This is a genomic window from Streptomyces sp. NBC_01298, assembly GCF_035978755.1.
GTDB lineage: Bacteria > Actinomycetota > Actinomycetes > Streptomycetales > Streptomycetaceae > Streptomyces.
Genome location: NZ_CP108414.1, coordinates 4138043 through 4163376, shown reverse-complemented (window position 1 = coordinate 4163376; position 25334 = coordinate 4138043). Strand labels below are relative to the sequence as shown.

25 protein-coding genes are annotated in these 25334 nt (G+C 72.8%); 9 read left to right on the top strand and 16 right to left on the bottom strand.

The window, feature by feature from the left end; genetic code table 11:
• Nucleotides 1-3 precede the first annotated feature (3 nt).
• Entirely contained in the window at nucleotides 4-555 is a 552-nt protein-coding gene (locus OG730_RS18780) for a GNAT family N-acetyltransferase (RefSeq protein WP_327305310.1), read from the top strand.
• Here the strand turns inward: OG730_RS18780 and OG730_RS18775 are convergent.
• From OG730_RS18775 to OG730_RS18750, 6 genes are all read right to left on the bottom strand, one after another.
• Nucleotides 552-1040 (bottom strand): DUF3180 domain-containing protein, encoded by a 489-nt coding sequence (locus OG730_RS18775; protein ID WP_327305309.1) that lies wholly within the window; start codon nucleotides 1038-1040, stop codon nucleotides 552-554. The two genes, OG730_RS18780 and OG730_RS18775, sit on opposite strands and share 4 nt — an antisense overlap.
• A gap of 112 nt (nucleotides 1041-1152) precedes the next feature.
• Nucleotides 1153-1749 (bottom strand): 2-amino-4-hydroxy-6-hydroxymethyldihydropteridine diphosphokinase, encoded by a 597-nt coding sequence (gene folK, locus OG730_RS18770; RefSeq protein WP_327309328.1) that lies wholly within the window; start codon nucleotides 1747-1749, stop codon nucleotides 1153-1155.
• Nucleotides 1750-1757: 8 nt separating this feature from the next.
• Complete coding sequence (gene folB / locus OG730_RS18765; protein ID WP_030010912.1) at nucleotides 1758-2117, bottom strand: dihydroneopterin aldolase; 360 nt, start codon at nucleotides 2115-2117, stop codon at nucleotides 1758-1760.
• A gap of 141 nt (nucleotides 2118-2258) precedes the next feature.
• Entirely contained in the window at nucleotides 2259-2702 is a 444-nt protein-coding gene (locus OG730_RS18760; RefSeq protein ID WP_327305308.1) for a nuclear transport factor 2 family protein, read from the bottom strand.
• The gene (gene folP / locus OG730_RS18755) at nucleotides 2699-3604 is read right to left on the bottom strand and encodes a dihydropteroate synthase (RefSeq protein WP_327305307.1); all 906 of its coding nucleotides are present in this window, start codon (nucleotides 3602-3604) and stop codon (nucleotides 2699-2701) included. Before folP ends, OG730_RS18760 begins: the two co-directional genes overlap by 4 nt.
• A 53-nt stretch (nucleotides 3605-3657) precedes the next feature.
• Nucleotides 3658-5517: a phosphatidylglycerol lysyltransferase domain-containing protein gene (locus tag OG730_RS18750; protein ID WP_327305306.1), complete on the bottom strand. Its 1860-nt coding sequence runs from the start codon at nucleotides 5515-5517 to the stop codon at nucleotides 3658-3660.
• 152 nt (nucleotides 5518-5669) lie between these two features.
• Here OG730_RS18750 and OG730_RS18745 point away from each other — a divergent pair, with 152 nt between their 5' ends.
• A complete protein-coding gene (locus OG730_RS18745; protein ID WP_327305305.1) occupies nucleotides 5670-6776 on the top strand; it encodes an alpha/beta hydrolase in 1107 nt (368 codons plus the stop codon).
• Nucleotides 6777-6806: 30 nt separating this feature from the next.
• Here OG730_RS18745 and OG730_RS18740 read toward each other — a convergent pair whose 3' ends face one another.
• Nucleotides 6807-7778: an ABC transporter ATP-binding protein gene (locus tag OG730_RS18740; protein WP_327305304.1), complete on the bottom strand. Its 972-nt coding sequence runs from the start codon at nucleotides 7776-7778 to the stop codon at nucleotides 6807-6809.
• A gap of 133 nt (nucleotides 7779-7911) precedes the next feature.
• Here OG730_RS18740 and OG730_RS18735 point away from each other — a divergent pair, with 133 nt between their 5' ends.
• The 4 genes from OG730_RS18735 to OG730_RS18720 all read left to right on the top strand — a co-directional run bounded on the left by OG730_RS18735 (nucleotide 7912) and on the right by OG730_RS18720 (nucleotide 11648).
• Nucleotides 7912-8655, top strand: a complete 744-nt coding sequence (locus tag OG730_RS18735) for an ABC transporter permease (RefSeq protein ID WP_327305303.1) — start codon at nucleotides 7912-7914, stop codon at nucleotides 8653-8655.
• Nucleotides 8655-9332: an ABC transporter permease gene (locus tag OG730_RS18730; protein ID WP_327305302.1), complete on the top strand. Its 678-nt coding sequence runs from the start codon at nucleotides 8655-8657 to the stop codon at nucleotides 9330-9332. Before OG730_RS18735 ends, OG730_RS18730 begins: the two co-directional genes overlap by 1 nt.
• Nucleotides 9333-9388: 56 nt before the next feature.
• Nucleotides 9389-10381, top strand: coding sequence for an ABC transporter substrate-binding protein (locus tag OG730_RS18725; RefSeq protein ID WP_327305301.1), 993 nt, complete (start codon nucleotides 9389-9391; stop codon nucleotides 10379-10381).
• A 97-nt stretch (nucleotides 10382-10478) separates the two neighbouring features.
• Complete coding sequence (locus OG730_RS18720; RefSeq protein WP_327305300.1) at nucleotides 10479-11648, top strand: hypothetical protein; 1170 nt, start codon at nucleotides 10479-10481, stop codon at nucleotides 11646-11648.
• A gap of 16 nt (nucleotides 11649-11664) precedes the next feature.
• On the opposite strand, the gene OG730_RS18715 is transcribed toward OG730_RS18720, so the two are convergent.
• The 4 genes from OG730_RS18715 to OG730_RS18700 all read right to left on the bottom strand — a co-directional run bounded on the left by OG730_RS18715 (nucleotide 11665) and on the right by OG730_RS18700 (nucleotide 15436).
• Nucleotides 11665-12936, bottom strand: coding sequence for an alpha/beta hydrolase family protein (locus OG730_RS18715; RefSeq protein ID WP_327305299.1), 1272 nt, complete (start codon nucleotides 12934-12936; stop codon nucleotides 11665-11667).
• Nucleotides 12937-13028: 92 nt separating this feature from the next.
• Nucleotides 13029-13244 carry a hypothetical protein gene (locus tag OG730_RS18710; protein ID WP_266956188.1) on the bottom strand — a complete coding sequence of 72 codons (216 nt, stop codon included), beginning with the start codon at nucleotides 13242-13244 and terminating at the stop codon, nucleotides 13029-13031.
• 67 nt (nucleotides 13245-13311) lie between these two features.
• Complete coding sequence (locus OG730_RS18705; protein WP_327305298.1) at nucleotides 13312-14217, bottom strand: arylamine N-acetyltransferase family protein; 906 nt, start codon at nucleotides 14215-14217, stop codon at nucleotides 13312-13314.
• A gap of 76 nt (nucleotides 14218-14293) precedes the next feature.
• On the bottom strand, nucleotides 14294-15436 hold the full coding sequence (locus OG730_RS18700) for an NADH-quinone oxidoreductase subunit D (protein WP_327305297.1): 1143 nt from the start codon (nucleotides 15434-15436) through the stop codon (nucleotides 14294-14296).
• Nucleotides 15437-15559: 123 nt separating this feature from the next.
• Here OG730_RS18700 and OG730_RS18695 point away from each other — a divergent pair, with 123 nt between their 5' ends.
• Nucleotides 15560-16051: a PH domain-containing protein gene (locus OG730_RS18695; protein ID WP_327305296.1), complete on the top strand. Its 492-nt coding sequence runs from the start codon at nucleotides 15560-15562 to the stop codon at nucleotides 16049-16051.
• A gap of 41 nt (nucleotides 16052-16092) precedes the next feature.
• Nucleotides 16093-17478 (top strand): PH domain-containing protein, encoded by a 1386-nt coding sequence (locus OG730_RS18690; protein ID WP_327305295.1) that lies wholly within the window; start codon nucleotides 16093-16095, stop codon nucleotides 17476-17478.
• A gap of 72 nt (nucleotides 17479-17550) precedes the next feature.
• Here the strand turns inward: OG730_RS18690 and OG730_RS18685 are convergent, their stop codons facing one another.
• Together OG730_RS18685 and OG730_RS18680 are read right to left on the bottom strand one after the other, a co-directional pair.
• Entirely contained in the window at nucleotides 17551-18246 is a 696-nt protein-coding gene (locus OG730_RS18685; protein WP_327305294.1) for a response regulator, read from the bottom strand.
• Nucleotides 18247-18248: 2 nt separating this feature from the next.
• Nucleotides 18249-19448, bottom strand: a complete 1200-nt coding sequence (locus tag OG730_RS18680) for a sensor histidine kinase (RefSeq protein ID WP_327305293.1) — start codon at nucleotides 19446-19448, stop codon at nucleotides 18249-18251.
• A gap of 106 nt (nucleotides 19449-19554) precedes the next feature.
• On the opposite strand from OG730_RS18680, the gene OG730_RS18675 reads away from it, so the two are divergent.
• Nucleotides 19555-20589, top strand: a complete 1035-nt coding sequence (locus tag OG730_RS18675; protein WP_327305292.1) for an SAM-dependent methyltransferase — start codon at nucleotides 19555-19557, stop codon at nucleotides 20587-20589.
• 220 nt (nucleotides 20590-20809) lie between these two features.
• On the opposite strand, the gene OG730_RS18670 is transcribed toward OG730_RS18675, so the two are convergent.
• The 3 genes from OG730_RS18670 to OG730_RS18660 all read right to left on the bottom strand — a co-directional run bounded on the left by OG730_RS18670 (nucleotide 20810) and on the right by OG730_RS18660 (nucleotide 25217).
• Nucleotides 20810-22360: a M28 family metallopeptidase gene (locus OG730_RS18670; protein WP_327305291.1), complete on the bottom strand. Its 1551-nt coding sequence runs from the start codon at nucleotides 22358-22360 to the stop codon at nucleotides 20810-20812.
• Between the two features lie 344 nt (nucleotides 22361-22704).
• Nucleotides 22705-23829 carry a DUF5937 family protein gene (locus OG730_RS18665; protein ID WP_327305290.1) on the bottom strand — a complete coding sequence of 375 codons (1125 nt, stop codon included), beginning with the start codon at nucleotides 23827-23829 and terminating at the stop codon, nucleotides 22705-22707.
• Nucleotides 23830-24023: 194 nt separating this feature from the next.
• The gene (locus OG730_RS18660) at nucleotides 24024-25217 is read right to left on the bottom strand and encodes a threonine aldolase family protein (protein ID WP_442815201.1); all 1194 of its coding nucleotides are present in this window, start codon (nucleotides 25215-25217) and stop codon (nucleotides 24024-24026) included.
• Nucleotides 25218-25334: the final 117 nt, after the last annotated feature.

The following is a 25334-nucleotide window of genomic DNA, read 5'->3' as shown; positions in this document are numbered from 1 at the left end:
ATCATGGACTACAGGGCTGCCGTCGCCGCGGACGCGCCGGCCATGGCGGGGCTCTTCGCCGCCAATCACCATGACGTGCTGAGCGCGGAGGAGCGGGCCCGGCAGGGGTTCGTGCAGGGGGCCCTCGACGAGGACGCGCTGCGGGTGATGGCCGAGGGCGGGGGGCTGCTCGTCGCGGACGACGGTGGGGAGATCGCCGGGCTGCTCGGGCTCGTGCGGGCCGAGAGCGTGCCGGGGCCGCCGCCGCCCGTGCGGGCGCTGCTCCGGGCCCAGGACTCGCTGCTGTGGCGCGGGCGGCCGCTGGGGGCCGTGCGGTGGCTGCTCTACGGGCCCGTTGTGGTCGGCGCCGCGTACCGGGGCCGGGGGATCGCCCGGGGGCTGTTCACCGCCGCGCTGGAGGCCGCCTCGGGGCGGGCCGAGCTGATGGTGGCCTTCATCGAGATGAGCAATCACGCCTCGTGGACGGTGCACGTCGACGGGCTGGGCATGATCCCGCTCGGGGAGTTCGACCTCGACGGCCGCGCCTACGGAGTGGTGGGCGCGGCCACCCCTTAGGCGCGGGCCTGGGCCTCCGGGGCCGGGTCCTCGTCGTCCGGGAGCTTCAGGACGTGTTCCAGGAAGAGGGCCGCCGCCACGACCGCCGCGCCCGCCAGGACCGAGAAGCCGGCGTACCAGGTCTGGTCGCGGCGGGCGGGGACGTCCATCGCGGTGGTGAGGAGGAAGACGCCCACGCCGCCGTAGGCGCCCGCGACCAGGGCCGCCACCAGGGCGCTGGCCTGGCCGAAGACCACCGCGCGGGCCGCCATCAGCGGCTCCACGCCCTTGGCGCCGGGCACGCGCTCGCGCTGGGCCTTCAGGCGGGAGCGCAGCGACAGGGCCGTCGCGAGCAGGACCACCGCGATGGCGCCGAGGACGATCGGGGCGGCCACCGGTACGCCGGGAAGGGTGCCGTAGGCGTTCCACAGCCGGGCTCCGGCCCAGGACAGCACCGCGGCGATCGCGAAAATGCCCGCCAGGACCGCCGGCCTCAGTTGCTTCACGTGCGCCTCTCCCGCCATACCCGCCATACCCGCCATCCGCGCCACGCCCGCTGTCCGTGCGTGCGTATCCGGTGATCCTAAGTGGTCGACGGCCCCGCCCCGCGGGCGCGGCTCACTCGGGGAGGCGCAGTTCCAGGTCCTCGCGCCGGGTGAGCCCGGCGAGGCCGACGGCCGCCAGGAGCGCGGAGACGGGCCCGTGGCCCGGGATCTGCGCTTCGGCGTCGATGTCGTTCCACGGGGCCAGCACGAAGGCGCGCTGGTGGGCGCGCGGGTGCGGGAGGGTGAGGACGGGGTCGGCGGAGACCTCGTCGGCGTAGGTGATGATGTCGACGTCGATCGTGCGCGGCCCCCAGCGCTCCTCGCGGACCCGGTCGAAGGCCTCCTCGATGGCGTGGCCGCGCTCCAGCAGCGAGCTGGGGGGCAGGGTGGTCTTCACCGAGATGACGGCGTTGAGGTACGAGGGCTGCGAGCCCGCCTCGACGCCCCACGGCTCCGTCTCGTAGACGGGGGAGACGGCCTTGACCCGCAGGCCCGGAGTGTCGCCGAGGGCGTCGATGGCGCCCTGGAGGGTCTCCAGGCGGTTGCCCAGGTTCGCGCCGAGCGCGACGACGGCCCACTTGGGGTTGGACAGGGTCACGTCCGCCGCGTCCACGGCTTCGACCACGGAGGCGGGTACCGGCTGGACGGTGGGGTCGCTCTGGGCGTTCATTCCGTTGTTCACGCGCGGCTCCGGGTGATCGTGATGGTCACGTCGTCGAAGGGGACGGTGATCGGCGCGTCCGGTTTGTGGACGACGACCTCCACCTGGGCGACCGCCTCGTGCTTGAGGCACTGCTGGGCGATCCGCTCGGCGAGGGTCTCGATCAGGTCCACGGGCTCGCCCTGGACCACGTCGACGACTTCCTCCGCGACTACCCCGTAGTGCACGGTCTTAGCCAGGTCGTCGCCGGCCGCCGCGGGACGGGTGTCCAGGTGGAGCACCAGGTCGACGATGAAGGTCTGGCCCTCTTCGCGTTCCCGGGGGAAGACGCCATGGTGCCCGCGAGCCTTGAGGCCGCGCAGCGCGACACGATCCACGCGAATCACTCCTGCTTTTCGTAGGTGCTTCCGGTCCGGGACTCCCCGGATCCATGGCCTAAGCCGAGTGCGGTCGGCGTCGTCCATCTTCGAATTTACCTGCGAAATACCTCGGACCCCGACAGCCCCCCGACTGAGGGGCTAGGAGGGCTCCTCCTCGTCGTCCTCGTCGGAGTCCGTGAGGACGGGAGAACCGTGGTGAGACCACAGCCGCCAGCCCTCCGGTGTGCGACGGAACACATTCGTGGCGACGACGAGCTGGCCGACGAGCGGGCCCAGTTCTCCGCCGTCCTCGGCGGGTCCGCCGCTGAGGATGTTCTCGGTGCAGGTCACCAGTGCGGTGTCGCCTATGACGGTGACCTTGGTGTCGGTGAGGAAGAACTGGATGTACTCGGTGTGCGACATGATCAGCGCGTAGGAGCGCAGCACTTCGCCGCGTCCCGACAGCACCGGCCAGCCCGGGTGCACGCAGGAGATCTCGTCTTCGAGCCAGAGCGCCGACAGCGAGTCGAAGTCCCCCCGCTCCATGGCCTCGTAGAAGGCCGTGTTGACCTCTTCGACGGATTCGATGTCGGTACGGCTCACCGTGCCCCTTCCTCGTTGCTACGGGTCGTACCCAGTGCCCCTTCCACGGCGCGGGCCACCCGAACCGCGTCGGCGCTCGCCCGTACCTCGTGGACCCGTACGGCGAAGGCGCCCCGGGAGGCGGCGAGGGCGGAGACGGCGGCGGTGGCGGCGTCGCGTTCGCGGGCGGGCGGCGGGGAGGCGCCGTCGGCGCCGGCCAGCACGCGGCCGAGGAAACGCTTCCGCGAGGCGGCCACCAGCAGCGGGAAACCGAGGGCGCGCAGCTCGGGGAGGTGCGCGACCAGGGCGAGGTCGTGCTCGGCGTTCTTGGCGAATCCCAGGCCCGGGTCGACGAGGAGCCGTTCGGGGGCGATGCCGCCGGTGACGACGGCGTCGATGCGGGTGCGCAGTTCCGCGGTGACCTCGGCGAGGACGTCCTCGTAGACGGCGAGGCTGTTCATGCCGTCGCTGAAGCCGCGCCAGTGCATGACGACGAAGGGCACCTCGGCGGCGGCGACGGCCGGGATCATGCCCGGGTCGGCGAGGCCGCCGCTGACGTCGTTGACCAGGGTGGCGCCGGCGGCGACGGCCCGGGCGGCGACGGAGGCGCGCATGGTGTCGACGGAGACGACGACCCCTTCGGAGGCGAGGCCGCGGACGACGGGGACGACCCGGCGCAGCTCCTCCTCCTCATCGACGCGCGAGGCGCCGGGGCGGGTGGACTCGCCGCCCACGTCCACGAGGTCGGCGCCCTGGGCGACGAGGTCGAGGCCGCGCTTGACGGCGGCGGTGGTGTCGAACCAGCGGCCGCCGTCGGAGAAGGAGTCGGGGGTGACGTTGACGACGCCCATGACCGCGCAGCGGTCCCAGTCGGGGAGGCCTGTCACCAGGCCTCTGGGGGCGGGGCCGCTGTTCGTGTTCATGGTTCCCAGGGTAGGGCCCGGGTGCTGGGCCCCGCCCTGGGTGGCCGGGCGGCTCAGGCGGCCCGGACCTTGTGTTCCGGCTGGGTGGGGACGGCGGCCGGGGCCGGTACGCGGTGGTGGGCGCAGGTGCGCACCGGCTTGGGGCGGCGGCGGCCGGCGAACAGCCGGGGCAGGGCCAGCGTGACGAAGCCCTCGGCCTGCATCGCGGCGAAGCCGATGCGGGGCAGGTCCCGGGTGGTGCGGAAGACCACGAAGCGGGGCTCCCAGCGGGGGCGGAACTTCGCGTTGAACTTGTACAGCGACTCGATCTGGAACCAGCGCGAGAGGAACACCAGCAGGCTGCGCCACATCCGCAGGAACGGGCCGGCGCCGATCTTCTCGCCGCGGGCCAGGGCCGAGCGGAACATCGCGAAGTTCAGGGAGACCTTCTCGATGCCGAGCGCGGGGGCGGCCTCCAGGGAGGCGACGATCAGCAGCTCGTTCATGCCGGGGTCGGCGGCCCGGTCGCGGCGCATCAGCTCCAGCGACATGCCGTCGTCGCCCCAGGGGACGAAGTGCAGGACGGCTTTGAGGTCGCCGAAGGGGGAGGTGTCGCCCTCCTCGACGCGGTGCGCGGTGGCGATGTAGCAGTCGCCGTCGCCGGGGTCGCCGACGCGGCCGAGTGCCATGGAGAAGCCGCGTTCGGTGTCGGTGCCGCGCCAGGCCTCGGCGGCGCCGCGGACCCGCTCCAGCTCGGCCCCGGTCAGCTCGCTGACCCGGCGGACCCGGGTGGTGTAGCCGTTGCGTTCGATGCGCTTCACCATCTGCCGGACGTTGCGCATCGCCCGGCCGGAGAGGGAGAAGTCCTTGACGTCGACGATCGCCTCGTCCCCGAGTTCCAGGGCGTCGAGGCCGGTCTCGCGGGTCCAGACCTCGCCGCCGGTCTCGCTGCAGCCCATGACGGCGGGGGTCCAGGAGTGGGTCTTGGCCTCCTCCATGAACCGTTCGATGGCGCCGGGCCAGGCCTCGACGTCGCCGACGGGGTCGCCGGAGGCGAGCATCACGCCGGAGACCACGCGGTAGGTGACGGCGGCCTTGCCGCTGGGGGAGAAGACGACGGCCTTGTCGCGGCGGAGCGCGAAGTGGCCCAGCGAGTCGCGGCCGCCGTGCTTGGCGAGCAGCTCGCGGAGCTTGACCTCGTCGTCGGCGGTGAGCCGGGCGGCCGGGTGCTCGGGGCGGAAGGCCAGGTAGATGGTGGTGACGGCGGTGAGCATGCCGAGCGCGCCCAGCGAGTAGCCGACGGTCCAGGAGACCCGGCCGGCGTAGTCGACGGGGCCCTCGAAGCCGAAGAGCCCGTAGACGACGTGGCTGATCTGTTCATAAACACCCGGATTGCCTACAACGCGGCCGGGGTGCGAGTTGACGATGACCAATCCGAGGCCGATGGAGCCCGCGCTCATCAGCACGAAGTTGGCGAGCGCCTTCCAGCGGCTGCGCGGGTCGGGCAGTGCCTTGAATTCATTCTGGTGGCGCAGCAGGAGCGCCAGGAGCACCGCCGCGATGACCACGCCGATGACCGAGTGGCGGTACGTGAACTGCGCGACGGCGCCGGCCGGCAGCAGCACCACGGCGGCCCGCCAGGCGCGGCGCTTGCGGCGCTTGAGCCCGTGCGCGAGCAGCAGGAGCAGGACGCCGGCGCTGAGGGCCAGGGCGGCGGCGAAGGGGCCGACGGAGCCGGGCAGCACCTCGGTGACCGCGTGGATGCGGCTGTGCCGGAAGCGCGGGAAGACCCCCGCGGCGATGTCCAGCAGGCCGACGACCGTGACGGCGGTTCCCACGACTCCGGGGACGGACTCCGGTCGTGGGCCTCGGAGGATTCGGCTGACAGGCTTCGGAACCTGTCCCGACTTATCGCCATCTATCCTGCTAGACATCGCTTCCCGTTGCTCTGCGAGAGATCATGTGGCCGAAGGCCGCTGGGCCTTTCGTTGGGTGGTGCGTCCCCTAGGACGACATCGAGGGGGAGCGGGTTCACTCTTCCGTCGAGAAAAATCCAGTCCTGCCATAGAAAGTCGACTGACTGCTCATGGGTCTCACCAGTAATACGGTTCTGGCGCTGGCCATCCTTGCCGGTGTGCTGCTGTTCGCGGCCACGGTGTGGTTCTGGCCGAAGCTCTCGGGCCGCTCCTGGCGCTCGGTCGTCGGCCGGATCGGCCTGCTGCTGGCGACGCAGCTGGCGATGTTCGCGGCGATCGGCCTCGCCGCGAACAAGTCGTTCCTCTTCTACGGCTCCTGGGCCGACCTCTTCGGCCAGGAGACGTCGATCGGCAAGGTCGTCGACCACTCGATGAGCAGCGACGACATCAAGGTGGTCGACAAGCAGCACCTCGACGTGCCCGGCGGTGCCAAGCCCCCGGTCGGCGGACAGATCCTGAAGGTGTCCGTGACGGGCCAGAAGTCGAAGATAACGAGCCCCGGGTACGTGTGGCTGCCGCCGGAGTACTTCCAGCCGCAGTACAAGGACCGCAACTTCCCGGCCTCCGTCGTCCTCACGGGCTACCCGGGCATGGCGGAGAACCTGATCAAAGGGCTCGACTACCCGATGAAGGCCTTCAGCCTGTCCAAGGCGGGCAAGATGAAGCCGATGATCCTGGTCATGATGCGTCCGACGCCGGGAGCGCGCGACACCGAGTGCGTGGACATACCCGGTGGCCCGCAGACCGAGACCTTCTACGGCCAAGACCTTCCCCGCGCCATCCAGAACACCTTCCGGGTCGGCGAGAAGCCCGCGAACATGGGCTTCATCGGGAACTCCACGGGCGGTTACTGCGCCCTGAAGATGACCGCGCACTACCCGCAGACCTTCGGCGCCGCCGCGGGGCTGTCCGCGTACTACGAGGCCGCGGACGACCCGACGACCGGTGACCTCTTCCACGGGGACGCCAAGCTGAAGGCCCGCGCGAACGTGCTGGAGTCCCTCAAGGCCAAGCAGCCGACCGGTACGTCGTTCCTGGTCACCAGCAGCGAGAAGGGCGAGCCGAACCTCGCCGGCACGAAGAAGTTCATCAAGCTGGTCAAGGGCCCGGACCGGGTCTCCTCGATCATCCTCGACAGCGGCGGCCACAACTTCAACACCTGGCGCCGCGAGATCCCGCCGATGCTGGTGTGGATGAGCGGCCGGATCCAGGCGTAGCGAGGAGGACGGCGAGGATCGGCCCGGGGCTCAGGCCTCCTGCAGGTGGGCCCGGCGCAGGGCCCGGTGCACCCCCTCCGGGGTGAGTACGCCGATCAGCGCGCCGGAGTCGGGATCCGTGACCCCGATCCGCCCCGAGTCCTCCTGGAGCAGCAGCGCGAGCGCCTCGCGCAGACTGGCCCCCAGCGCCACTCCGGCGGTGGGGGCCTTTCCCTCGGCGGAGGAGACCTCGGCCAGGTCGGCCCGGGCCACCGCCGTGACGGCGAGCCGCTTCAGCCCCCGGTCGGAGCCGACGAAGCCGGCCACGTACTCGGTCGCCGGGGCGCCCAGCACCTCGGCCGGGCGGGCGAACTGCTCGATGGTGCCCGCTCCGTAGACCGCGATGCGGTCCCCGAGCCGGACCGCCTCCTCCAGGTCGTGCGTGACCAGCAGGATCGTTTTGCGCACGGTCTTCTGGAGGGTGAGGAACTCGTTCTGGAGCCGCTCGCGCACCACCGGGTCCACCGCGCCGAACGGCTCGTCCATCAGCAGCACCGGCGGGTCCGCGGCGAGCGCCCGGGCCACGCCGACGCGCTGGCGCTGCCCGCCGGAGAGCTGCTCCGGGTAGCGGCCGCCGTAGACGGCCGGATCCAGCCCGACCAGCTCGAGGAGTTCCGCGGCCCGCGCGCGGGCCTTGGCCTTCGGGGTGCCGATGAGCTGCGGCACGGTGGCCGTGTTCTCCAGCACCGTCTTGTGCGGGAACAGCCCGACCTGCTGGATGACGTAGCCGATGTGCCGGCGCAGTTCGACCGGGTCGGCCCGCGCGATGTCCTCGCCGTTCAGCAGGATCCGGCCGGAGGTCGGTGTGACGAGCCGGTTGACCATTTTCATGGTGGTCGTCTTGCCGCAGCCGGACGGGCCCACCAAGGTGACCAGTTCGCCCTCGGCGACCTCGAAGGACAGGTCCCGGGTGGCCGTGGTCCCGTCGGGGTAGCGCTTGGTCACTTGCTCGAATCGGATCACCCGCCCATCTTTCCCTACCCGCGGGGTCCGTTTGTGAAGGGCGTGTTGCCCGCGTGCGAAGGATTCCGGCCATTGTCGGTGCCGGGGGTTATGGTCGCTCCTACGAACGATCGGCGACGGGGGGCGAGGAGCGATGGCCGGGCAGAGCTGCCTGGTGGCGAACGACTGGATCTGCTGGGAGTACGTCACCTCCCGCTCCCAGGAACTCACCGACGCCACCCTCGAACACGTGTGGATCACGGCCGTGTCGGTGCTCATCGGCATCGCCGTGTCCGTCCCGCTCGCCCTGCTGGCCCGCCGCGGCCGCCACTGGGCGGCCCCCGTCCTCGGCATCACCACGCTGCTCTACACGGTCCCCTCGCTGGCCATGTTCTCCCTGCTGCTGCCGGTGTTCGGGCTCTCGGCGGCGCTGGTGGTGACCGGCCTGGTGCTGTATTCGCTGACCATCCTCGTGCGCAACGTGCTGGCCGGTCTCGAAGCCGTGCCCGAGGACGTACGGGAGGCCGCGCGCGGGATGGGGTACGGCCCGGGCCGGCTGCTGTGGCAGGTCGAACTGCCGCTGGCGCTGCCCGCCCTGCTGGCCGGCGTACGGATCGCGACCGTCTCCACGGTCGCGCTGACCACGGTCGGCTCCATCGTGGGCAAGGGCGGCCTCGGCAACCTCATCGCACCCGCCGTGAACAGCTCCTTCAAGGCCCAGGTGCTCACCGCATCGGTGCTGTGCGTGCTCCTCGCCCTGGTCGCGGACCTGGCGCTGCTCGGCCTCCAGCGGCTGCTCACGCCCTGGACGCGGGTGACGAAGGCGCCGCGCGCCGAGCGGGGAGACCGGGCCGGACGGGCCGGACGGGCCGCCGACGTGAAGGCGGGAGTCGTCTGATGGGAGTACTGGGACAGGCCTGGGACTGGCTGGCCGACGGGGCCAACTGGTCCGGGGAGAGCGGAGTCTGGCACCGGCTCGGCGAACACGTGTACGTCAGCGGCGTCGCCCTGGCCCTGGCCTGCGCGCTGGCCCTCCCGGTCGGGCTGTGGCTGGGCCACCTCGGCAAGGGCGGCGGCCTCGCGATCAACGTCTCCAACATCGGGCGGGCCGTCCCGGTCTTCGCGGTGCTGGCGCTGTTCATGGTCTCCCCGCTGCGGAATGCCGGGTACGTGCCCACCATCGCCGCACTGGTCCTGTTCGCCATCCCGCCCCTCCTGACCAACGCCTACGTCGGCATGCGCGAGGTCGACCGCTCGGTCGTGGAGGCCGCGCGGGGCATGGGCATGTCCGGCCGCCAGCTCTTCTGGCGCGTGGAACTGCCCCTCGCCCGGGGACTGGTGATGACGGGACTGCGCTCGGGCGCCGTCCAGGTCATCGCCACGGCCACCATCGCCGCCATGGTCGGCCAGGGCGGCCTCGGCCGGATCATCACCGCCGGCTTCAACACGTACAACACCCCGCAGGTCGTCGCGGGCGCCCTGCTGGTCGCCGCGCTGGCCCTGCTCGTGGAGGGCGCGCTGGTGGCGGCCGACCGGCTGCTGCCGGGCGCGCCCGCCCGGGCGACCGCCCGCTGAGCGGGCCCCGACACGTCGGTCCACCCCTTGTTGCCCACCCCTTGAAGGAGATTGAGATGAGCAAGTCCACGCGCGCCCTCGGCGCGGCCCTGGGCGCGGTCGCCCTGACCGCATCGCTCGCCGCGTGCGGCGGCGACAGTCTGGAGAAGACCAAGGACGGTGGTTCCTCCGCGGCCGCCTCCGGGTCCTCCGAGGGCGGCAAGGGCGGCAAGCTGGTGATCGGCGCCGCCGGCTTCACCGAGTCCAACGTGCTGGCCGAGCTGTACGCGCAGGTCCTGAAGGACGCCGGCTACGACACGTCGATCACCACGGTCAACAACCGCGAGCTGTACGAACCCTCGCTGGAGAAGGGCGAGATCGACGTCGTCCCGGAGTACGCGGCGACCCTCGCGGAGTTCCTCAACGCCAAGGTGAACGGTGCCAAGGCGCCGACGGAGAAGCCGGTCGCGTCGAGCGACGTGACGGCGACGGTGGCGGCCCTGGAGAAGCTGGCGGGCCCGCTGGGGCTGAAGGCGCTGCCGGCGGGCTCGGCGGTCGACCAGAACGCCTTCGCGGTGAGCAAGGAATTCGCCACGAAGAACAATCTCAAGACCCTTTCCGACCTGGGCAAGTCCGGTCTGAAGGTGAAGATCGCGGCGGGTGACGAATGCGCGGTGCGGCCCTTCTGCGCACCCGGATTGAAGACCACGTACGGAATCGACGTTTCCGGTATCGACCCCAAGGGCGTCGGAACGCCGCAGGCCAAGCAGGCGGTCAAGGACGGCGCGGACCAGCTGGTCCTGACCACCACCACGGACGCCACCCTCGACAGCTTCGGCCTGGTGCTGCTGGAGGACGACAAGAAGCTCCAGAACGCCGACAACGTGCTCCCGGTGGTCAACGCCAAGGACGCCGGCGCCCCCGAGATCGCGGCCGCCCTCGACAAGATCACCAAGGCGCTCACCACCGCCGATCTGGTCGAGCTGAACCGCAAGGTCGACGCCGAGCGCGCCAAGCCGGCGGATGTAGCCAAGGCCTACCTGGAGTCCAAGGGACTGCTGAAGAAGTAGGAGTTGCGCCTTTCGTGCGCCGAGTGCGGTAACCGCTCGGGAACAGATTCCCGGGCGGCTACCCCACACCCTGTCCACGCCCTGTAAATTTCAGGCCATGCCCCGTGGACGCCACCGCAATCCCGAACCTCTTCACCGGCTGCTCACGCCGAGCGCCGTCGCCGGTGTGTCCGTCGTCGGCGCAGGCGCCGCCTGGCTGCTCGCGGAACCGATGGCGCTGCGCCTGCTCGTGGCGCTCACCGCGGCCGCCGGGCTGACCGGCGCCGTCGTCATGCGCGCGTGGGACCTGGCGGCGGGCCGCCGGGTCACCGAGCTCGGGCGCGAGCGGGTCAAGGACGAGTGGCGCACGGACGAGCGGATAGCCGAGCTCGAATCCGACCTCGAAGAGGCCCGGGTGCTGCGCGGCAAGCTCGACGCCAAACTGCGCGCCAAGCGGGTCGAACTCGCCGGCCTGCGCGGGGAACACGCCTCGCTGCTGCGCCGGTACGCCACCGCCGAGACCGAGCGGGCGAGCGCCCTGGAGGGACGCCGGCTACTGGCCATCGAGGCCGCGGCCCCGGCGGCTTCCACCGCCGCTCCCAAGGAACTTCCGGCGGTCACCGAGGAGCGCACCAGCGCCGGCGCCGCCACCTCGGTGGGCTTCGCCCGCGCCCATGCCGCGCTCGTGGCGCTGGCCGACAAGACGGCCAAGGCCACCGGGCCCGGACCCAAGGGCCCGAGCGGCCCTCCCGCCCTCCCGGCGGGCCCCAAGGTCCCTGCGGCTGCGGCCCTCCCGGCCGCACCCGCCGCTCCCGCCGGTTCGGCGAAGCCCGTGGCACCCGCGGGTTCGGCGAAGCCCGTCGCGTCCGCCGCCCCGGCGAAGCCCGCCGCGCTGGAGGCGCACTCCCGCCCCGCGCTCACCGGCCCGGTGCCCGCCGGCCCGGCGGCGGCCGTCCCCGCGCGCCGTCTCGCGGCCGCGGTGGCCCCGTACGCCGCGCACCGCCGGCCCACCTCGCGCGTCGAGGGCGGCTTCGACTTCTTCGGTACGAAGACCGCGGCGCAGGCCCGCGCGGCGATCGAGTCCGTCCAGAACGAGGACCTCGCCGATGTCGTCGGCGCGGAGGCCCTCGCCGTCCACGAGGCGGAGTCCGCGCAGGGCGGGGCGGCCGAGCCGGAGTTCAAGGCTCCCGCCGCCGAGGAGCGCGCCGCGGGCCAGGTCATCGACCTGACCGCCCACGACGAGACCGAGCCGATCGACGTGGTGCAGCTGCGCGCGGCGAGCTCCTAGGTTCCGACTCGGCGTTCTAGCGCAGTGAGTCGAACCAGCGGACCGCCTGGGGCGCCGAGCGGATCGCCGAGGTGAAGTGGTCGGCGTCCGCCCCCTGGTCGACGACCCTCGCCCGGACCCCGTGGCGGGCCAGATCGGCCGCACAGGCGAGGGCGTTGGCGAAGGGCACGTCGGTGTCGGCCGAGCCGCCGTAGAGGCGGACCGGGGCGGCGGGCTTCCAGTCGCAGGCGTCGTCGTTGGCCTTCAGGGCCGTGCGCAGGGCTCCGTGCGGGGCGCGGATGTTCTCGTACCAGGCCGGGGTGAGCAGCTCCTCCGGTGATGCGGGGAGTCCGGCCGCGATGTCCTCCCACCGGTGGCTCCCGTCGAACAGGCTTTCCACAGCTTGTGCATAAGGTGCGCGGAACACCTCGGCCGGATCGGCGTAGAGCGGGTGCAGCCGGTTCTGGGCGGTGAGGAAGTACGTCAGGTAGAAGACGGCGGTGCGGGGTGCGACCCGGCCGTCGGTGATGCCGGGCAGCTCGGAGCCGTCCAGGTCGTACGGCCCGGCGATCGGGGCCAGGGCGCGGAGCCGGAAGCTGCTGCCCGGGCGGGACAGTTCGCGGCCCAGGGCCATCGCCACCTGGCCGCCCTGGGAGAAGCCGGTGGCGTACACGTCCCGGGTGACGGCCCGCCCCAGCCGGTCGGCCGCGGTCCGGGCGGCCTCCAGCATGTCCACGGAGGCGGTGACCGAGGACCGGGTGTCCATGTACGGATGGGCGCCCGGCCCGCCGCCCAGGCCCAGGTAGTCCGGAGCGGCGACGGCGCGGCCGGCGGAGGCGTGCAGGTAGGGCGTGAGCCGGTTGTAGCCCGCGCCTCCCGAGGGGGCGTCGTCGCGGGTGGCGACCGTGCCGTGGGTGTCGGAGACCAGGTCGAGCCGGTGCGGGCCCCCTCGCGGGAGGACGAACAGGCCGGTGGCGGTGGTCGGTCGGCCCTGCGGGTCGACGGTGGCGTAGGTGAGCCGGTAGGCGGCGACGCCGTACCGGACGGTGGACGCGTCGAAGCCGATCGGGGCCAGGCGGGCGGTGACCTCCGCGGGGGCGAGCCGCTCCAGGGGGGTGAGGGAGACCAGGTGCCCGCGCCCGCTCCGGGCGGACGCCGTGGCCGCGGAACTCTCCGTCGGGGCGGCGTGCGCGGCGGGCGCGGCGAGCGCCACGGGCGCGGCGAGCCCGCCGAGGACGGCGGCGAGGACCACGGCGGCGGCGCCGCGCCGGAGCCGGAGGCGGTTGCTCTGCTTCTGCTGGGTCGTCATGTTCCGAAGCTACGGAGCCACGGACATCCCCGACATCCGGCTACCTGGCGGCCGTTACGGGTGCTGCCCCCCCGTACTGCCCCCGTCCGGGCCTAGAACAGCGGGAGTTGGCCCGGCAGCGGGGACAGGGTGAAGCCGTCCAGGGTGGGGGCACTGGCGCCGAGGGTCACGCGGGCGCGGGAGCCGGGGCAGGAGACGAGGTCCCCGCGGCCCCGTCCGGCGGGCGGGTCGTGGCGGGCGATCCGCCCGGCGGTGACGGCGCAGTCGCGGCCGCAGGAGGGGCAGGCCCGACGGGGTGAGAGGGACATCCCCCCAGTCTGCCCTGCCGCTACGACATCGGCCCGGCCGGCCGCTCCGGGCCGGCCGCCCTCGCGGTCATCCCTCGCGGCCGGCCGCCCAGCTCTCGTGGGCGCGGCTCACCCGGGCCCACAGGGCCGTGCGGTCCGTCGGGGTCAGGTCGTCCAGCGCGCGGCCGAAGACGCCCTCCAGCACGGCGTAGAACTCCTCCGGGCCGTCGAGCACCCGCTCCGTGTTGCCCTTCACGGGGTCGGTCCGGCTCAGCACCCGCCCCCGCAGGGCGTCGATGGCGTCCGCGTCGCGGCGCAGGGCCGCGAAGGTCCGTACGAAACCGGAGTCCCCGGAGGTGGACAGCCGGACGTGCTCGGCCTCGAAGCCGGCCGCTCCCGCCGTCCCGGCTGGCTCCGCGCGGAAGTTCACGAGCGGGGCGGAGCTGCCGGGGTGGCGGTAGAGCCAGCCCAGTGAGGGCAGCCGCTCCAGGGAGTAGGCGAAGGCACCCTGGCGGTACGCGCCTTCGCGCAGCGGCAGCGGCTCGTGCGGGCCGTCTCCGAGCCCGGCGTCCACGTAGTAGACGCCCTCCCGGTCGGGCGCCTCCCCCGGCACGCGGACGGTGAGCGCCAGGTGGTCGCCGCTCACGCCCCGCAGGGCCTCCTCGGACTGGGATTCCTTGTACACGCCGCCCACATGGCGGGTGACCTCGTAGCCGAGGTGGTCGAGGAGCATCGCGAAGGCCCCGTTGAGGTGGAAGCAGTAGCCCCCGCGTCCGGCGGCGAAGCGGCGCGCCGACAGCTCGGGGTCGATGCCGGGGGCGCGGCCGAGCTGGATGTCGACGTTCTCGTACGGGACGCGCTCCAGGTGCGCCCGCTGGAGGGCGAACAGCCCCTCGACGGACGGCGCACCCGGCTCCTCGATGCCGAGCCGCCGCAGGTAGGCGGCGAATATGGCGGGGTGCGGTTGCGGGTCTGCTGATGCGCCGGAGGTCATACGGGCAGACTAGGCCGTGGGTGCGACAGCGCCACGGGCCCGGCCGCTCGTCCCTTGTCCGTTCCGCGCTCGTCGATTACTTGTCGATGTCGCCGACGACGAAGAACAGCGAGCCGAGGATCGAGACCATGTCCGCGACCAGCTGCCCGGGGAGCAGGACCGCCAGGGCCTGGATGTTGTTGTACGAGGCCGAGCGCAGCTTGAGCCGGTACGGGGTCTTCTCGCCCTTGGAGACGAGGTAGTAGCCGTTGATGCCGAGCGGGTTCTCGGTCCACGCGTACGTCTCGCCCTCGGGCGCCTTCAGCACCTTCGGCAGCCGCTGGTTGATCGGGCCGGGCGCCAGCTCCGCCATCCGGTCCAGGCAGGCGACCGCGATGTCCAGCGCGTTGTGGGTCTGCTCGAGCAGGACCTCGAAGCGGGCCAGGCAGTCGCCCTCGGTGCGGGTGACGACCTTCAGGACGTCCTGGAGCTCGCCGTAGGCGAGGTACGGCTCGTCGCGGCGCAGGTCGAAGTCGACGCCGGAGGCGCGGGCGATCGGGCCGGAGACCCCGTACGCGTGCACGGCCTCGGCGGACAGGACGCCGACGCCGCGGGTGCGGGCGCGGAAGATCTCGTTGCCGCGCACCAGGTCGTCGTAGACGTGCATGCGCGTGCTGACGTCGGCGATGGCGGCGCGGGCCCGGCCCAGCCAGCCGGCCGGGAGGTCCTCCTTGAGGCCGCCGACGCGGTTGAACATGTAGTGCATGCGCCCGCCGGAGATCTCCTCCATGACGGCCTGCAGCTCCTCGCGCTCGCGGAACGCGTGGAAGATCGGGGTGATGCCGCCCAGCTCCAGGGGGTACGAGCCGAGGAACATCAGGTGGTTCAGGACCCGGTTCAACTCGGCGAGCAGGGTCCGCATCCACACGGCCCGCTCGGGCACCTCCATGCCGAGCATCCGCTCGACGGCCATGACGACGCCCAGCTCGTTGGAGAACGCGGACAGCCAGTCGTGGCGGTTCGCGAGCATCACGATCTGCCGGTAGTCGCGGGCCTCGAAGAGCTTCTCGGCACCGCGGTGCATGTAGCCGACCACCGGCTCGGCGCTGACGATGCGCTCGCCGTCCAGGACGAGGCGCAGGCGCAGCACGCCGTGCGTGGAAGGGTGCTGGGGGCCGATGTTGAGCACCATGTCGGTGCTCTCCGCCGCGCCGCCGATGCCGACCGTGGTCTCCGTCATGGCGGCATTGTCTCAGCCGGCGGGGGTGGGGCGCGGCCCGGTCCGGATTCCGGATCGGGAGCGGCGGCCGACGGGCGCCGCAAGCCCGGCCCGATCCGTGGAGCACGCCCCTAGGGTGGGGGGATGGACACGGGGACAGAGGGTGAGGCGGGTCCGCCGGAGTGGGTGGGGCTGCTGGGAGGGCTGCTGACTCTGCGCAGGCTCCTGCTGGCGCTGTGGATGTCCCTCTTCGGGGTGGTGACGGCCGTCGTGCTGGCGCTGACCGCGGGGCCGGGGTGGGCGGCGCTCGGCGGGTTCTGGCTGGTGGTGCTGGCCTGGGGCTGGGTGCTGCTCGGGCGGAACTGGCGGTCCTGGCGGTACGCGGAGCGCGCGGACGACCTGCTGATCAGCCGGGGCGTGATGTGGCGGGAGCAGACCGTGGTCCCGTACGGGCGGATGCAGCTGGTGGAGGTGACCTCGGGGCCCCTGGAGCGCCGCTTCGGGCTGGCCACCGTGCAGCTCCACACGGCCGCGGCGGCCACCGACGCCACGATCCCCGGACTCGCGCCCGAGGAGGCGGAACGGCTGCGCGACCGGCTGACGGAACTCGGCGAGGCAAGGTCGGCGGGGCTGTGACCCCGTCGGCCGGCGCGGAGTCCGCGGGGCCCGCTGGGCCCATGGATCCCGCTGGGCCTGCGGCGCCCGCGGCGCTCACGGATCCCACGGCGCTCACGGATCCCGCGGATCCCGCGGCGTCCGGGGCGTCCGCGTCCGCGCAGGAGCGGCGGTTGCACTTCCTCACGCCGCTGCGCCGGGCCTGGGTGCCGATCGCCGCGACCATCGGCATCGTCGCCCAGCAGGGCGAGAACCTCTCCGAGTGGGTGACGGCCGTCTCCACCGCCCTGCGGATCCTCGCGCTGGCAGCCCTGGTGCTCGTCTTCGGCGTCTACGGCTTCCTCAGCTGGTGGTTCACGCACTACGCGGTCACCGACACCGAACTGCGCATCCGCAGCGGGCTCCTCTTCCGCCGCACCGCGCACATCCGCCTCGACCGGATCCAGGCGGTCGACGTCACCCGCCCCCTGCTGGCCCGGCTCGCCGGCGTCGCCAAGCTGCGGCTCGACGTCATCGGTACGGAGGCCAAGGACGAGCTGGCCTTCCTCGCGGAGAACGACGCCGTCTCGCTCCGCGCCGAGCTGCTCGCCCGCGCGGCCGGATTCACCCCGGCCGAGGCCCCCCTGCTGGGCGAGGCCCCCGAGCGGGAGCTGCTCCGCGTGGAGCCGCGCGATCTGGCGGTGTCCCTGCTGCTCACCATGACCACCTGGGCGATCATCGCGGGCGGGATCGCAGGCCCCTTGCTCGTGTGGTGGTTCAGCTCCAACCCGTGGGTGGCCGTCGTCACCCTGCTCCCCGTGCTGGGAGCGATGTGGGCGGGGAGCGCGGGCCGCTTCCTCGCCGAGTACGACTGGCGGGTCGCCGAGTCCCCGGACGGGCTCCGGCTCGACCACGGGCTGCTCGACCGCGTGCACGAGACGGTGCCGCCGGGGCGCGTGCAGACCGTACGGATCGTCGAGCCGCTGCTGTGGCGCCGGCGCGGCTGGGTCCGGGTGGAGCTGGCGGTGGCCGGCTCCAAGAACGACGTCCTGGTCCCGGTGGCCACCCGGGCCGCCGCCCACGCCGTCGTGGCGCGGGTGCTGCCCGGCGTCGACCTGGGTGCCCTCGTCTTCGAGCCCTCGCCGCGGAGCGGATCGCGCTGGGTGGTGCCCGTGTGGTGGAAGGGGTACGGCCTGGCCGTGTCCGCGGACGTGTTCGCGGCCCGCCACGGCCGCCTGTGCCGGCGTACGGAGATCGTGCCGCACGCCAAGGTGCAGAGCGTGCGCCGCTCCCAGGGCCCCTGGCAGCGCGCCCGGGGGGTGGCGGACGTGCACGTGGACACCGGCGCGAACGGCACGGTCACGGCCCGCTTGCGCGCGGCGGCGGAGGCCGCCGAACTGCTCCACGCCCAGGCGGCCCGCTCCCGGACCTCCCGGGCCGTGGCCCGCCCGGACCGCTGGATGACCTGACCGCCGCATGACCTGACCACTGGATGGCCTGACCGCTGCATGACCTGCCAGCGGCCGGGCCGGGTCCGGGCGCTACGCCGTCCCGCCGCCGCCCGCGCGGACCAGGCCGGTCTCGTACGCCAGGACCACGACCTGCACCCGGTCGCGCAGGTTCAGCTTGGTCAGGATGCGGCCCACGTGGGTCTTGACCGTGGCTTCCGACAGGACCAGGCGGGCGGCGATCTCGCCGTTCGACAGGCCCTGGGCGACGAGCAGCATGACCTCGCGCTCGCGCTCCGTCAGCCGCTCGACGTCCTTGTTCCGCGGCTCGGCCGAGGTCGTCGGAAGCATCGGCGCGAACCGGTCCAGCAGCCGGCGCGTCGTGGACGGGGCGACGACCGCGTCCCCGCTGTGCACCGAGCGGATCGCGGCCAGCAGCTCGCCCGGCGGGACGTCCTTGAGCATGAACCCGCTCGCGCCCGCCTTCAGGCCCGAGAAGGCGTACTCGTCGAGGTCGAAGGTGGTCAGGATGATGACCTTGGGGTGTTCCTCGGGCTCGCAGATGCGGCGGGTCGCCTCGACCCCGTCGAGGCGGGGCATGCGGACGTCCATCAGCACCACGTCCACCTTGGTGGCCCGCAGCACCTCCAGCGCCTCCAGGCCGTCTCCGGCCTCGGCGACGACCTCCATGTCGGGCTGCGCCGCGAGCACCATCCGGAAACCGGTGCGCAGCAGTACTTGGTCGTCGACCAGCATCACGCGGATCGAGGGGCCGGTGGGGAAGGACATGGTCACCTTTTCTTCAGGGGGAGCAGGGCGCTGATCCGGAAGCCGCCACCGGGCCGGGGGCCCGCGTCGAGGGTGCCCCCGACCATACCGATGCGTTCGCGCATGCCGATCAGCCCGTGTCCGGCGCCGTCCGCGCCGCCGTCCGTGTACAGCTCGCGGGCCGCGCCCCGGCCGTCGTCCTCGACGAGCAGGCCGAGCCCGTCGTCGAAGTAGACGAGCCGCACGCTGGCCTTCGCGGTGGGGCCGCCGTGCTTGCGGGTGTTCGTCAGCGCTTCCTGGACGATCCGGTACGCCGTCAGCTCCACGCCGCTGGGCAGCTTGCGCGGGGCGCCCTCGACCTCGAAGTCCACCGTGAGCCCGGCGGCCCGTACCTGCTCGACGAGTACCTCGATCTGCTCCACGTCGGGCTGCGGCACGTAGTCCTCGGACTCCTGCGGCTCGCCGGTGCGCAGCACGCCCAGCAGCCGGCGCATCTCGGCGAGGGCCAGGCGCCCGGTGCCGGAGATGGTCTGGAGGGCCTCCTTGGCCTGCTCGGGGGCCGCGTCCATCACGTAGGCGGCGCCGTCGGCCTGGACGACCATCACCGAGACGTTGTGCGCGACGACGTCGTGCAGTTCGCGGGCGATCCGGGCCCGCTCGGCGGCGACGGCCACCTTGGCCTGGGCGGCGCGCTCCTGTTCCAGGCGCTGGTTGCGCTCGACGAGCTGGGCGTAGTAGGCCCGGCGGGTGCGCAGGGAATCGCCCGTCACCCAGGCGAGGGCGAACGGGATCATCATGAACACGACGAAGAGCAGGTTGTCGGTGGCGGTGTTCGACTTGTCCACGCCGTTGCGCAGGAAGTACAGCGCGGAGGCGCTCAGCCCCCAGCCGAGGGCCGTGCGCGAGACCCAGCGCGGCACGTCGGAGGCGGCCACCGTGAAGAGGACCACGAGCATCGCGAAGTCGTAGAAGTTCGCCTCCGCGCCGATGGCCAGTTGGTAGAGGCCGGTGGCGACGGTGAGCCAGAAGACCGGCACGGTCCACTTGCGGCGCAGGGCCACGGCGCTGCTCAGTGCCACCACACAGGGGGTGGCGAGCAGCGCGGCGGTGGTGCCCTGGTGCATCGAGGCGACGACGGCCATCGAGAACCCGAAGAAGAGGACAGCCCAGAAGCTGTCGACGCCCGTCGGGTGTCTGCGGAGGAAATCGTAGAGGCGCTGCACGTAACCCAGAGTAGGGACAGCTGATAGGTGCTGGAGTCAACCAGAGGGGCGATCCGTGCGACGCGCGAGTACTACCCGAGGTGGAGGCGACCATAACCTTTCAGCGATGAGCACTCAGGGTGAAGGCACGGGACAGGTGGATCCGCAGGCGGGTCCGGTGCGCTGGCGGACGGCGATGGAGCGGGCCCTGTACGGCCCCGACGGCTTCTACGTACGCCCCGGCGGGCCCGGCCCCGCAGGGCATTTCCGCACGTCCGTGCACGCCTCGCCGCTCTACGCGGGGGCCGTGGCCCGGCTGCTCCTGTGGGTGGACGGGGAACTCGGCCGCCCGGATGAGCTGGACCTCGTCGACGTAGGGGCCGGCCGCGGGGAACTGCTGGCCGGGGTGCTCGCGGCGCTGCCGCCGGAGACGGCCGCGCGGGTGAGGCCGTACGGGGTGGAACGCGCGGAGCGGCCCGCCGGGCTCGACGGGCGGATCCACTGGGTGAGCGAACCGCCCCGGGGGACCCGGGGGCTGCTCTTCGCCAACGAGTGGCTCGACAACGTACCTCTGGACCTCGCCGAGGGCGGGCGCTACGTGGAGGTCGCGCGGGACGGCACGGAGCGCCCGGGCGGGCCCTTGGACGGGCCGGACCGGGCCTGGCTGGAGCGGTGGTGGCCGCGGGCGGGCGAGGGCGCGGGCGCGGAGTCCGGCGGGGAGTCCGGCGGGGGCCGGGCGGAGATCGGCCGGCCGCGCGACGAGGCCTGGGCGGCGGCCGTCGCGACGCTCGATCGGGGCCTGGCGGTCGCGGTGGACTACGCCCACACCCGGGAGGCCCGGCCGCCCTTCGGGACGCTGACCGGATTCCGGGCCGGGCGGGAGACCGCCCCGGTGCCGGACGGGAGCTGCGACGTCACCGCGCATGTGGCGCTCGACGCGTGCGCGGGGCCGGGGGCGGCCCTTCTGACGCAGCGGGACGCGCTGGCCGCCCTCGGCGTCTCGGGGGCCCGGCCCCCGCTGACCCTGGCCTCCACCGACCCGGCGGCGTACGTCCGCGCGCTGTCCCTGGCGGGGGAGGCTGCGGAACTCACCGCCCGTGGCGGCCTGGGCGACTTCGGCTGGCTGGTCCAGCCGGTCGGCGTGGGGCCCTGGCCGGGGTGACTGCGGCCGCTGCGCGGGGCCGCCCGCCGTCCCCTACCCACCCTTCCACCGTTCCCTGGGGCTCCGCCCCAGACCCCGCTCCTCAAACGCCGGAGGGGCTGGATTTCCCGGACCTCCGGCTTTCAGGTGCGGGCCGGCCCCCGGGGAACGGTGGAAGGGCGGGTAGGGGACTCGGCGCCGCGCAGCGCCTGGCACCGGCCCCGGCCCGCCCCCTTGGCGGTTACTCCGTCTCGTGGTCGTGGCCCTCGTGAAGGCCACCCCCGCTGCCGCCACCCTGCGTCGGCGCCGAGACGACCGGGCGACCCAGCGGCGCCAGGTCGTACGCGTAGTGACCCACCGCGTCCGCGATGACGTCGACGTTGATGTCGAGCGCCTTCTGGTCGATGTTCGCGAGGGTGTCGCCCTTGCCGTGGTAGTTCACGTCGTACGCGACCCCGGCCTGCCCGCCGAACTTCGCCGCCTGCGCGGGCGTCTTGATGCCCTCGGCGCCCGTGAACGTACCGCCCGAGGGGATGCCGACCGCGATGAACGGGCCGTAGTCCGAGCGGCCCGAGAAGTCGGTGCCCTCGCGCGGGATGCTCTTGGAGTCGAGGAAGTCGTTGATCCCCTTCTCCAGCTGCGCCGAGCCCTCGGGGCCGGGGCCCGAGCCGACCTTGTCCGAGTCGTCGCCGTCGTAGACGAAGTACGCGGCGTTCGGCGAGGCGATCATGTCGAAGTTCAAGTAGAGCTTGATCTGCTTCTTCTGCTCCTCCGTCAGCCCGTCGACGTACGCCTCGGAGCCGAGCAGGCCGAACTCCTCCGCCGACCACCAGGCGAACTTGACCTTGTTCTTGATCTTCGTCTGGCTGCTCGCGAGCTTCTGCGCGACCTGGAGGATGCCGGCCGAGCCGGAGCCGTTGTCGTTGATGCCCGGGCCCGCCGCGACGGAGTCGAGGTGCGCGCCGAGGAAGACGGTGTTGTTCTCGTCACCGCCCCGCGTCTCCGCGACGACGTTGTACGTCTTGCGGTTCTCCCGGAACTCGCGGATGTCGAGGGTGACCTCGACCGGCCCCGCGGCGGCGTCGGCGGCGAGCCGCTGGCCCTCGGCCAGCGTGACACCGCCGGTCGGGATCTTGCCCGCGTCGGCCGCGCCGATGGTGCCGTTGAGGGCGCCCTCGGTGTTGTTGTAGATCACCGCGCCGACCGCGCCGGCGTCGGCCGCGTTCTGCTGCTTGACCGCGAAGGCGCAGCCGCCGCGCTTGATCAGCGCGACCTTGCCGGTGAAGGCGCCCGCGGCGAAGTCGGCGGGCTCGCAGCCGTTGGTGCCGTCGGCGTCGACCGGGGCGGCGGCGATCTGTGCCGTCACACCGTTCGCCGGGCCGCTGGCGGTGTACGTCATCAGCTTGATCGGGACGTCGCGGCCGGCCGGGCCGTTGACCTTCAGGGTCTCGGCGATCGTCTCGACGAACACGAAGTCGAACTCGTTCTTGGTGACCTTGTATCCGGCCGCCCGCATGACGAGCTCGACGTACTGGGCCGACTGGACGTGGCCCTTGGAACCCGCCACACGGGTGCCCTTGTTGTAGTCGGCGATGGCCTGGAAGACCTTCAGGTGGTTGTTGGCACCCTTGCCGGTGGAGTCCTTGACCAGCTTGCGGGCCAGGGCGTCACCCCGGGCGGCGTCGCTCTGCGGGCTGCCGGTGGCACCGGCGGGTCCGGCGAGGAGCAGCGGGGAGACGAGGGCCGCGGCCGCCAGGGCGGCGGTGGCTGCGGCTATACGGCGTGAGGGCATGAAAGTCCTTCCACGGCAGATGCGGGAGCGCATGCGTATGGCGTGTGACGTGTGGCGTGGAGCGTGTGACCTGGAGCGTTTTGGCATGAGGCGTACGGGGGTGCGGCGTACGGCGGTGCGGGGACGCGAAGGCGGACGCAGGTCAGGTGCGTGCGCCGGATTCGGGGGAGCGGTGGACGCACGTTAGACATCAAGTGGCGGCCATGACCAGACTTTTCACTGATTCCGGTTTGTGAAATCCGTATATCGGAGCATCTGAGCCGTCGAAATCCGGCCAGTGCCCGCTCTCCGTGCCGGTCCGGACCGCGGAGCCGCCGCAGACCTAGGGCAGACCTAGGGCAGACCTACCGCAGGATGCCCTCGATGAAGTCGGAGCCGATGCGTGCGACCGTCGCCAGGTCCAGCTGGTGCTGGACGTACCGCCCTTGGCGGCGGGTCTGGATCAGGCCGGCCTTCTTCAGCACCGTCAGATGGCGGGACACCTCCGGGGCGGTGATCCCGTGCGCGGCCGCCAACTCGCCGGTCGTGTACGGGGCGCGCGCCAGATTGCGGCACAGCATCATCCGCATCGGATGCGCCAGAGCCTCCATGCGCCGCTGCATCAGCTCCACCGACCCCGGGGAGGAGGCCAGTTCGGGAGAGCCGAGCGGGTAGTGGATCACCGGACGCCAGCCGGGGGCGTGCAGCACCAGCAGGTGGGGCCAGCCGAAGTTCGTGGGCACGAACAGCAGGCCGTCACCTATTCGGGGGTCGGTCGCGGTCGCGGACCCGTGGACCATCTTGTCCACCGTGACGGTGTTCAGCCCCTCGTCGACGCTCAGCGCCGAGGAGACCTCCTTCAGCACGGCGGGCAGCCCCTTGCGGCGCAGCACCTCCGTCTTGTGCCGGGCGTCCGCGCTCTGGCGGGGCTCGACGCGACGCCAGGTCTCCGCGAAGAAGGCCTCGTCACAGTCCTCCATCAGCCGGCGCAGCCAGACGCGGACACCGGCGGTGTCGTCGAGCACCCGCACGGCGAAGGCCAGCTGCTGGGGCCCGCGCGCGGAGGCCGTCTCCAGGGCCTTCGCCCGGGCGAGCGGATCCGAGAGCGGGGACGGCCCGCCGTCGTCGTTGTAGAGGGCCAGCCGGCAGTGCTCCAGGGCGGCCGTCACGAACCGCTCGTCGTCCAGCCGGTCGAGCACGTCGAGCTCGGCGGCGAGCGTGGCCGCGGGCAGGCCGGAGCCGCCGGGAATCCCGGCGAAGGCCATGAACAGGTCGGCGAAGGAGCTGCGCCACATGAAATCGCCCTCCAGCAGCCGGTCCGCGAGGTCCGGGTCCAGCGCGGCGGCGGTGGTGGAGGTCCAGGAGGCGAGCCCGGGGTGATGGCCGGGCTGGGAGAGCGCGTGCAACGCCATGCAGAGCTCTGCGAGCGGGGATGGCGCGAAGCCGATCCGCTCCGCGGGGAGCCCGGTGATGTCGATGGTGACGCTCATCGGATCATTCTGCCGCCGCGGGGCGCACGCGGACGCCAGGCCACGCCCCCTTCCCCCACGTGGCCGAGCGCCCCCGGCCCTGCCGAGCGGGGTTGCCGGTGGGCCAGAGGCTTGCCGGGCCGGGCTGCGGGCCGCCCTCGGTCCTGCCGGGGCCGGGGGCCGGTGGCTCCCGGGCTTGGCCTTGCCCGGCCGGGTTAGAGGCGGGCCACGAAGTCGGCCACCGCGGTGGTGACTTCGGCCTCCGTCCAGGACAGGCCCGGGCGGGTGACCTCGAGCTCCGTCACCGACAGGCCCGGCGGGCCGTCGGGGGACCAGCGGCGGAAGAGGACCGTGCCCGTCTCCTCCGCCAGGCGGACACCCGCCTCGGTGAGGCGGTCCGCGTCGTACGGGAGCCACACCTGGAACTGGTGGGTGTGCGGCACCTCCGGGTGGACCCGGAACCAGGGCACCTCCGGAGCCGCGGCGAGCGCCGAGGACAGGGCGGACGCCACCGCGCGCGCCTTGGCCACGTAGGAGGGGAGCCGCGGGAGTTCCTGGTCGAGTCCGGCCAGGGCGGACAGCGCGGCCGGGAACTGCCGGAAGATCTGGCCCCCGTACCGGTGCCGCCAGACCTTGGACTCCGCCACGAGCGACGCCGATCCGGCGAGGGCGGCCCCGCTGATGCCCCCGAGGGACTTGTAGAAGGAGACGTACACCGAGTCCGCCAGCGCCGCGATCTCCGGCAGCGTCCGGCCGAAGTGGACCGTCGACTCCCAGAGCCGGGCCCCGTCGAAGTGGACGACCGCGTCCCGTTCCCGGGCGGCGTCCACCAGGGCCGACAGCTCCTCCCAGGTCGGGAGCAGGAAGCCCGCGTCCCGGAGCGGAAGCTCCAGCATCAGCGTCCCGAACGGTTCCGGCAGCTCGGCGACCTCGGACGCGGTCGGATGGCGCGGTTCGCCCGTCGGGTGGACGGTCCGCAGCCCGGAGACGACCGACAGCGCGCCGCCCTCCCACCGTTCCGGATGGCTCGTCGGGTGCAGGGCGACCACCGGGTTCCCGGTCCGGCCGGCCCAGCAGCGCAGCGCGATCTGCTGGGCCATGGTCCCGGTCGGGAAGAACGCCGCGTCCTCGGTGCCGAGCAGCTCCGCGACCCGGCGCTCCAGCCGCTCCACGACGCCGTTGCCGTAGACGTCGCCCGGCTCGTCCGGGTCCGTGGCCTGCCCGGCCAACTCCGCCAGCAGCTCGCCGACCGTGGCCTCCCGCAGACTGTGCGACAGCCTCCGCCGCGCCACCCGCCCGGCAACCACCATCCGCGCCGCCAGGGCATCCGCATCCGCGGCCTCCTCGGCGGCGTGCTCGGCCGCCTGCTCGGCCGCCGCGTCCGCATTCCGCTCCGCGTCGGGTCCCATGCCCTGCTCCACCGCGTCCGTCACCTGCCCGGCGGCCTGCTCCCCGGCCGCGTCCGTAGCCGAACCCGCCCCGGCCGCCCGTCCGCCCGCAGCGTCAGCACCCGCGCCGGTCCCGCC

What these genes read in the sequence shown, in the direction of transcription:
- OG730_RS18780 (WP_327305310.1), top strand. Translation starts at nt 4, where the DNA reads ATGGACTACAGGGCTGCCGTCGCCGCGGACGCGCCGGCCATGGCGGGG.
- folK (WP_327309328.1), bottom strand. Translation starts at nt 1,749, where the DNA reads ATGAACGCCCAGAGCGACCCCACCGTCCAGCCGGTACCCGCCTCCGTG.
- folP (WP_327305307.1), bottom strand. Translation starts at nt 3,604, where the DNA reads ATGAACACGAACAGCGGCCCCGCCCCCAGAGGCCTGGTGACAGGCCTC.
- OG730_RS18750 (WP_327305306.1), bottom strand. Translation starts at nt 5,517, where the DNA reads ATGTCTAGCAGGATAGATGGCGATAAGTCGGGACAGGTTCCGAAGCCT.
- OG730_RS18745 (WP_327305305.1), top strand. Translation starts at nt 5,670, where the DNA reads ATGGGTCTCACCAGTAATACGGTTCTGGCGCTGGCCATCCTTGCCGGT.
- OG730_RS18735 (WP_327305303.1), top strand. Translation starts at nt 7,912, where the DNA reads ATGGCCGGGCAGAGCTGCCTGGTGGCGAACGACTGGATCTGCTGGGAG.
- OG730_RS18730 (WP_327305302.1), top strand. Translation starts at nt 8,655, where the DNA reads ATGGGAGTACTGGGACAGGCCTGGGACTGGCTGGCCGACGGGGCCAAC.
- OG730_RS18725 (WP_327305301.1), top strand. Translation starts at nt 9,389, where the DNA reads ATGAGCAAGTCCACGCGCGCCCTCGGCGCGGCCCTGGGCGCGGTCGCC.
- OG730_RS18720 (WP_327305300.1), top strand. Translation starts at nt 10,479, where the DNA reads ATGCCCCGTGGACGCCACCGCAATCCCGAACCTCTTCACCGGCTGCTC.
- OG730_RS18715 (WP_327305299.1), bottom strand. Translation starts at nt 12,936, where the DNA reads ATGACGACCCAGCAGAAGCAGAGCAACCGCCTCCGGCTCCGGCGCGGC.
- OG730_RS18710 (WP_266956188.1), bottom strand. Translation starts at nt 13,244, where the DNA reads ATGTCCCTCTCACCCCGTCGGGCCTGCCCCTCCTGCGGCCGCGACTGC.
- OG730_RS18705 (WP_327305298.1), bottom strand. Translation starts at nt 14,217, where the DNA reads ATGACCTCCGGCGCATCAGCAGACCCGCAACCGCACCCCGCCATATTC.
- OG730_RS18700 (WP_327305297.1), bottom strand. Translation starts at nt 15,436, where the DNA reads ATGACGGAGACCACGGTCGGCATCGGCGGCGCGGCGGAGAGCACCGAC.
- OG730_RS18695 (WP_327305296.1), top strand. Translation starts at nt 15,560, where the DNA reads ATGGACACGGGGACAGAGGGTGAGGCGGGTCCGCCGGAGTGGGTGGGG.
- OG730_RS18690 (WP_327305295.1), top strand. Translation starts at nt 16,093, where the DNA reads ATGGATCCCGCTGGGCCTGCGGCGCCCGCGGCGCTCACGGATCCCACG.
- OG730_RS18685 (WP_327305294.1), bottom strand. Translation starts at nt 18,246, where the DNA reads ATGTCCTTCCCCACCGGCCCCTCGATCCGCGTGATGCTGGTCGACGAC.
- OG730_RS18675 (WP_327305292.1), top strand. Translation starts at nt 19,555, where the DNA reads ATGAGCACTCAGGGTGAAGGCACGGGACAGGTGGATCCGCAGGCGGGT.
- OG730_RS18670 (WP_327305291.1), bottom strand. Translation starts at nt 22,360, where the DNA reads ATGCCCTCACGCCGTATAGCCGCAGCCACCGCCGCCCTGGCGGCCGCG.
- OG730_RS18665 (WP_327305290.1), bottom strand. Translation starts at nt 23,829, where the DNA reads ATGAGCGTCACCATCGACATCACCGGGCTCCCCGCGGAGCGGATCGGC.
- OG730_RS18660 (WP_442815201.1), bottom strand. Translation starts at nt 25,217, where the DNA reads ATGGGACCCGACGCGGAGCGGAATGCGGACGCGGCGGCCGAGCAGGCG.